This is a genomic window from Erwinia sp. MYb416, assembly GCF_037479575.1.
Lineage (GTDB): Bacteria > Pseudomonadota > Gammaproteobacteria > Enterobacterales > Enterobacteriaceae > Erwinia > Erwinia rhapontici.
Genome location: NZ_JBBGYT010000187.1, coordinates 1 through 666, shown reverse-complemented (window position 1 = coordinate 666; position 666 = coordinate 1). Strand labels below are relative to the sequence as shown.

Below are 666 nucleotides of genomic sequence, written 5' to 3'. Positions count from 1 at the left end.
CCTCTGGCTTTAGCAGTCCATGAGACATTCATCTTATCTTGCCGCTGTTTTCAGTTGTCTAACAAAGCTCGTCATCTCTTCGATGCTAAACGTGTTCCCTGCGTCTACGTCTGCGAGTCCTTTCAGGATGGCTTCGCGGCGGCGGTCGTGATTGTGTATGAAGCTGTCCAGAGCCTCTCTGATGATGTAGCTCTTTGAGCGATCTTCTTCTTCTGCGATCGCATCAACTTTGCGAACGAGTGCGCGGGGGACTTCTGCGCTGATTGTCTGTTTTGTGATGGCAGCCATGATTGGTTTCCTCAGAGCTATTAGGAGTTATTAAGTAGTTTAGCACTGCGCAAATGGGATGACACCTGAGAAAAGGACGGTTTTTTGCGTCCTTTTTGGGATGACGCAGATCAAACTTTTTAGATAAGCGGTCGAATTGGGACAGCACTACAAAAACAGCCACTTTTTAATAAGCTTTATGGGATGGTTGTAGTAAAAATCTATTGAAACTGCTGGCCTTATGGGATGGCGCTGCACTTTTGGTGATTTTGTGGTCTTTGGATGGGTGGGCGAGGTGTTCGACTTGTAGTCAAAGTGAAGGCTAAGTGATTGACAGAAATAAAAAACCCCTTAGATTAGTAGTTGCGACGCTACAAAAATAAGGGGTTATTTATATGC

Annotated in this window: 1 protein-coding gene; it reads right to left on the bottom strand. The window is 45.3% G+C overall.

From position 1 onward, the window contains the following. Window positions 1-33: 33 nt before the first annotated feature. The gene (locus WH277_RS01780; protein WP_339504041.1) at window positions 34-288 is read right to left on the bottom strand and encodes a CopG family ribbon-helix-helix protein; all 255 of its coding nucleotides are present in this window, start codon (window positions 286-288) and stop codon (window positions 34-36) included. Window positions 289-666 lie beyond the last annotated feature (378 nt).

Bases quoted from the DNA above. Each gene is read 5' to 3' on its own strand.
- WH277_RS01780 (WP_339504041.1), bottom strand. From the start codon at position 288: ATGGCTGCCATCACAAAACAGACAATCAGCGCAGAAGTCCCCCGCGCA.